This is a genomic window from Flavobacterium sp. GNP010, from assembly GCF_056428945.1.
In genome coordinates, this window is the sequence record NZ_JBWJVK010000071.1 from 1 (window position 1) to 6,353 (window position 6,353).

The following is a 6,353-nucleotide window of genomic DNA, read 5'->3' on the forward strand; positions in this document are numbered from 1 at the left end:
TCATAATCTGATTTTGAATTAAAATAATTCTCAGAGTCAATAGAATATTCTATTGGTCGATCAACAAAATCATCACTGCATGAAACTGCTACTGTAGAGAAAATTGTTGTTACTATCAGGATAATAAATATATATTTTTTCATTTTAAATCGAATTAAAAATTAATGTTTAAACCCAATAAGTAGGTTCTAGGAATTGGATAAAAACCATAATCTATTCCACCTCCAATTGGGGCTCCGTTAGAGGCACCTGGATCGAAACCTTTGTATTTTGTGAACGTGTATAAGTTGTTTACACCCGCATATAAACGTATTTTGGTAATACCAACCTTTTCTGAATATTTAGGATTAAGTGCATAGCCTAATTGCATGTTTTGAATGCGTAAATAAGAAGCATCTTCAACAAAATAACTGGAGAAAGTAGAATTTCCTGAAGCACTTGTTGTAACTCTTGGGGTACTATTGGTGCTACCTTCACCCGTCCATCGATCTAACACATAATTTAGTCGGTTAACATCTGTAAGGTTTCGTTCATAATTTCGAACCATATCATTGCCTACAGAAGCAAATGTGTAAATTGCAAAATCAAAGTTTTTATAATTCATTTGTAAATTGAAACCCATTGTAGCTTCAGGGATTGGATCTCCGATGTTAGTTCTATCACTTGAATTAATAATACCATCTCCATTTACGTCTACAAAACGAAGATCACCAGGATTTGCCTCTGCACCCAAAGACAACTGTGAAGGATGTGCAGCCACTTCAGCCTGATTTTGGAAAATTCCATTAGTTTTTAAACCGTAAAAATATCCCATTGGATGTCCTACTTCCATCCTTGCAGGAGCTTGCTGGCCAACACTAAATGCACCACCTTCAATGTATCCAGTTCCGTTATTAACTTCTAAAACTTCATTTTTAAGAAAAGTTACGTTATACCCTACGCTCAGGGAAAAATTATCTGAAAATTTATTTTTATAATCGATTGCAAATTCCAGTCCTGAATTTCTGACAGTTCCTGCATTGATTGTTGGAGCACCAGCGCCAGGAGCTGCAGTCCCATTGATACCTGAAACAGGTATATTGGAGATTAATAAGTCCGCACGTGTATCGATGAAATAATCGGCTACTATCGAAACTTTATTTTGACTTAATTTCAAATCCAATCCTACATCAAACTTACGAGCTTCTTCCCATTTTAAATTAGCATTAGGAATTTGCCCCGTTGCTAATCCGTTGACTAAAGCCCCATCAAACACATAAGTAGCTTCGCCATTAAGCTGCGAACGGAAACCATTAGGTGGAATTTGATCATTCCCTAGCGTTCCATAACTACCTCTTAATTTCATAAAGTTTATCACTTTATCTGAGCCAAAAAATCCTTCATCTGACACAACCCAACCCGCGGTGAAGGATGGAAAATAACCCACTTTGTTACCGGGTCCAAATCTTGTCGAAGCATCACGGCGAATCATGGCAGAAAAAAGATACTTCCCTTTATAATCATATTGACCTCTTGCGAAGTAGGACAATCTTCGATCATCATAATTGTAAGAACCTGTTGGTGCCGTTTCAGAAATACCTCGTGTTAATGCAATATCTGCAAATTCCCAGGAATTATAGGGAACATCAAATCCAGTTGCAAATAATCCATTTCCGAATGTTTTAAATATCGTATTACCAATTGTAGCTACAACATTATGATTTTCAGCAATCTTCTTAGTATATGTTCCAAACAAATCAAAAGAGTAGTCATTATCATTGATAGCGCTTTGGGAAACTGAACTTCTCAAGACATCAAATACTTTATCGGAAGGATTTATCCAATACAAAATTTGCTTGGCAAACGATTTCGACTCGCTGTTTGAAGTATTAAAACCAATAGAACTTGAAATCGTAAAATCTTTGAAAACTTTGTAATCTAATCCAAAATTACCATTGATTTTCTTAAAGTTATAGTCATTATAAGTATTAGCGATTTGTGCCAATGGATTTATAATTTCAATTCCTAAACCAGTATTTGTAGGCACTTTTGTAAAATCACCATTCGCATCATAAGGAGTTAATGTTGCAGGCGTATTCAAAGCATTGAACAAAACAGAACCTAAACCACTTTCATTTAATGATTTTCTATTAAAATACGTATAAATTACGTTTGTTTTTAATTTAAGTCTTTCAGTAACATCAGCACCAAGTGAAACCCTTGCCGTATTTCTCAAAAATCCAGATTTATCACGTCCAATAATTCCTTCTTGATCTAAATGCGAACCACTCACCGCGTAGGTAATTTTATCAGATCCACCAGAAAAAGAAATGTCATGATTGATAATAGGTACACTGGTACTAAAAACTTCATTTTGCCAATTTGTTCCTTTACCTAAACCAGAAACATTAGGAAATGGTATAGCATTGCCGCCATTTGCATAACTTTCATTTAACAATAAGGCGTATTCAGTAGCATTAAGCATTGGTAAGGTTCTTGACGTTTCCTGAAAACCGGAATATGTATTATAACTTATTTTTGATTTGGAGTTTTTCTTTCCTGATTTAGTTGTGATAAGGATAATTCCGTTAGCACCAATTGTACCATATATAGCAGCTTGTGCATCTTTCAAAACAGTGATGGACTCAACATCATTTGGATTCAGTAATCCAAGTTCTCCAATATAGCCATCAATAATCGTTGTAGGTCTGTTTTCACCATTAGTCGCTATACCCCTAATACGAATATCCAAAGAGGCACCCGGAGCACCCGACGTAGTTGTAACATTTACTCCGGAAACTGTTCCTTGAAGTGCCTGTTCAATTTTCACTGGTTTTAAAGCTTCAATTGTTTTGCTATCTACTACAGACACAGCACCAGTTACTTCCCGTTTTCTTTGGGTTCCGTATCCAATAACTACTACTTCATCCAATACTTTCGAATCTTCTACTAACACAATAGAAAGTGCACTATTACTAGAGATTACTTTATACTCTAAATTTTTATATCCTAGGTACGTAAATACTAATGTTGCGCCAGAGGAAATCCCTTTGAGAGAAAAACGGCCGTCGTAATCGGTTGCGGTTCCCTTAGTTGTATTTTTAACTTGAATATTTACTCCAGGTATTGGTAAACCTGAACCCGTTTCTTTGACAACTCCTCCTACATCAAATCCTTGGGCAAAACCAAAAGAGGATAGAAATAGAAAAAGGATTAGTAGATAGTTTGACTTCATAATTTATTTTTTTTGTGAATTATAAAATTAAACGGAACAACTAACAATAAATCAAAAAGAACCTCAACAAAAAACATACAATGCAAAAAATTAAGCATTTAATTTACAATAGTTAAAAAAGTAATGTATTATAAGACTAAAATCCGCATTCCTAATCTTTATAAAAATAAAAAAACCACAACAATAACGTTAATGTTGTGGCAATGTATAGTTAATTAGTGTAAAAACAGGAACACCTATACGGCTAAAATGTACTCAACAAGTCCTTGTTCGTGTGATAATTCCATTTTTTTACGCAAACGATATCTTTTTATTTCAACACTTCTAACAGAGATATTGAGCAAAGGTGCTACTTCCTTCGACGAAAGGTTCAGTCTAAGGTAGGCGCATAATCTCAAATCATTTGGTGTTAAAGAAGGATGCGCTGCTTTAATTTTTTTAAGAAAATCTTTATCGGCATTGTCAAAAGCTTCTTTGAAAACGCTCCAACTGTCTCCTTCGGTTATGTTTTTGTTAATGGTCGAAATTACAGATTTTATACTCCTGTTGCCATCATCCGGATTTTTCTTTAAATCGGCTTTGATGAATGCCAGTAACTCATTTTTACTATTTAAACTCATTGTAGAAACAGCTAATTCTCTATTTTTGGTATCCACATCAAGGGAAAGTTGTTCGTTTCGAATACGCATTAACTCTTGCTCGTTTTCAAGCTCCTTAATTTCTAATAAAAGGTTATTCTCTTCTATCAATTTTTCTTCTTGCTTTTGGTAATATCGTTTGTAAGCCTTGTGAATGAATCGAGCCATTATTACAAATAAAATCAGATAAATAAGCAATGCAAAATTAGTTAGATACCACGGTTTTTCTACAACGAAGGAATACGTTGCTGCATCCTCTAATGTTGAATTTGCAAATTTAGCTCTTACTTTAAATGTGTAGTTTCCTGGCGGTAAATTTTTGAAGCTTACTGAATTTTTAGCGTTCCATTCACTCCAATCGTTCTGAAATCCCTCTAGCAGATATTGAAATTCAGCATTGATATATTTATTATATTCTGGAACTGTATACGTAATAGTAATATTATTTTCATCGTATTTAAAACTTCCTTCTTCCGTCATGGAACGGTTTTTTAAACTTTCATTTAGTTTATTTGTAGTAATGCCTGCTATAGTAATATTTTGATTTTTAAAACTCAGTTCATTAAGATTTAAAATATAATACCCATCAGTAGTACCTATTAGATAATTGGAATTTGAAATTTGTGTTATATTTTCGTACCCTAACATCGAGTTGGTCAAGGACGCTGGAATAGGGATAACATTTTGCTTTAATTGATTACTCAATTTACTTAAGGAAAAGTAATGAATGTAATTTTTTGAAAACAACCATATTTTATTCGAATTATCGACAATTAACTTCCCTGATGTATATTCATCTTTTTCAAAGACAGCACTTAAAATGACATCTTTACTGAATTTTTTTGATTTTTCATTTAGCTTAAAAATACCTTCTTTATTCGCGTAATAAATGGTATTATTAAATTTTGTCAAACTCGCATTTTTACCTTTTTTTGGAATATTGTATGTAACAAAAGGCTTTGTCTTAGTTAATTTATTGTCTAACTCAAGTCTATAAACCCCCTTGTATTCATGACTTACAAAAACATTTAAATTATTCATGATTTCAAAATATTTTGAAGAATAATCAAATCCAGCTATTTTGTTTCTAAAAGTCCATTGGTTATTTATTTTAGAAAGCACTGAAAGTCCATAATAATTCCCTTGAAGTAGTAATCCTCTTTGATTGGGAACGGTCTCAAATTTCCACGTTCCTGAAGCTGAAAATATATTTTTTGCAACGGCGTTTTCAATTACAAAAGTCCCCGAATCATGACCGCAAAAAAGTGTTCCATCCTGTTCAAACAAAGACCAAACCTGACCTTTGGTTCCACTTATAAACTTAAATTCATCAGAAGTTTGGTATTTTTTATAAAATAAACCTTGATTGGTTCCTACGTATAAATTGCCGTTGTAGAGTTTTGAGGTGTAAACAGTCCCCAAAATTCCCGTATCGTCAACAAAATTTTGAATGGGAGATTGTAGATTGATGCAGTTTATACCATTGTCTAATCCTACCCATAAGTTTTTATCAACATCTTCGTATAAGGAGAGCGCTGTATTATTGCTCAATCCTTTGTTTTGTGTAATGTGATATTTAATTTTTCCACTATTGCTCAAAATAAAAATCCCATCTGAAACTGTCCCTAATGCAAAACTGCCATCCGAAAGCAATTGACTGCTATAAACACTACTTGAGGCTAATTTAGTATCAATTTCAGTACTGAATTTAGTCAAAACAGTTCCAATCAATTTGTAAAAACCATTTAGCTGCGTTTGAATTAAAAGTCCTTCATCGATACTAAAAATATTTACAATCTTATTGTTTTGCAAAACGGGATTGTCAGAAACCAGGCGTCCTTTGCCACTTTCAATTTCAAAAAGGCCTTCTTTGATACTCTGAAAATAGATCGCATTTTTGGTTCGGAACGACTTTGTAATATTATTTTTAGAAGCAATAATTTGAAAACCTCCCGTTTTAGTGTCATAAATATAAATGCGACTCAAGGATTGAAAAACAACCCATTGATCGTAATTCAATATGTTCCAAAATTGCTCATCATCAAGAATTCTATTTTTAATAGTCTGACTCAATGATGTATACTTTAATTTGCCATTTGACTGTCGGATCCAAAAACCAAATTCCATATAGCAACCTGTAAAAATTTTATTTCCTATTACTTTTACAGATCTAACAATGGTTTCATTTGGTGACGGATACAATTCCCAATTAGACCCGTTAAACTCTAACAATCCCTCATTATTAGCAAAGAAAACATAATGATTCGCATCTTGAGAAATCATCCAGTTCTGGTTGCCTGCTCCATAAATTGTAGAAGCATATTTGACAATGGGCGGCAACTCTTGAGAAAAAGCACAGTAGGAAAATAAAAATAGTAAAAGATGTAGTTTTGCTTTCAAAGGAATCTTGATGTTAATTATTTCAAAAATAAACTTAAAAATAGCATTTATTTATGGGATAGAAAACATAAAAACTATACATATCCCAAAATCACTATTAT

At 33.1% G+C, this 6,353-nt stretch carries 2 protein-coding genes; both read right to left on the reverse strand.

Going from position 1 to position 6,353, the window contains the following annotated elements; translation table 11 throughout:
* Positions 1–154 precede the first annotated feature (154 nt).
* Complete coding sequence (locus tag AC061C_RS15135) at positions 155–3,214, reverse strand: SusC/RagA family TonB-linked outer membrane protein (protein ID WP_478291861.1); 3,060 nt, start codon at positions 3,212–3,214, stop codon at positions 155–157.
* Positions 3,215–3,450: 236 nt separating this feature from the next.
* On the reverse strand, positions 3,451–6,252 hold the full coding sequence (locus tag AC061C_RS15140; RefSeq protein ID WP_478291862.1) for a helix-turn-helix and ligand-binding sensor domain-containing protein: 2,802 nt from the start codon (positions 6,250–6,252) through the stop codon (positions 3,451–3,453).
* Positions 6,253–6,353 lie beyond the last annotated feature (101 nt).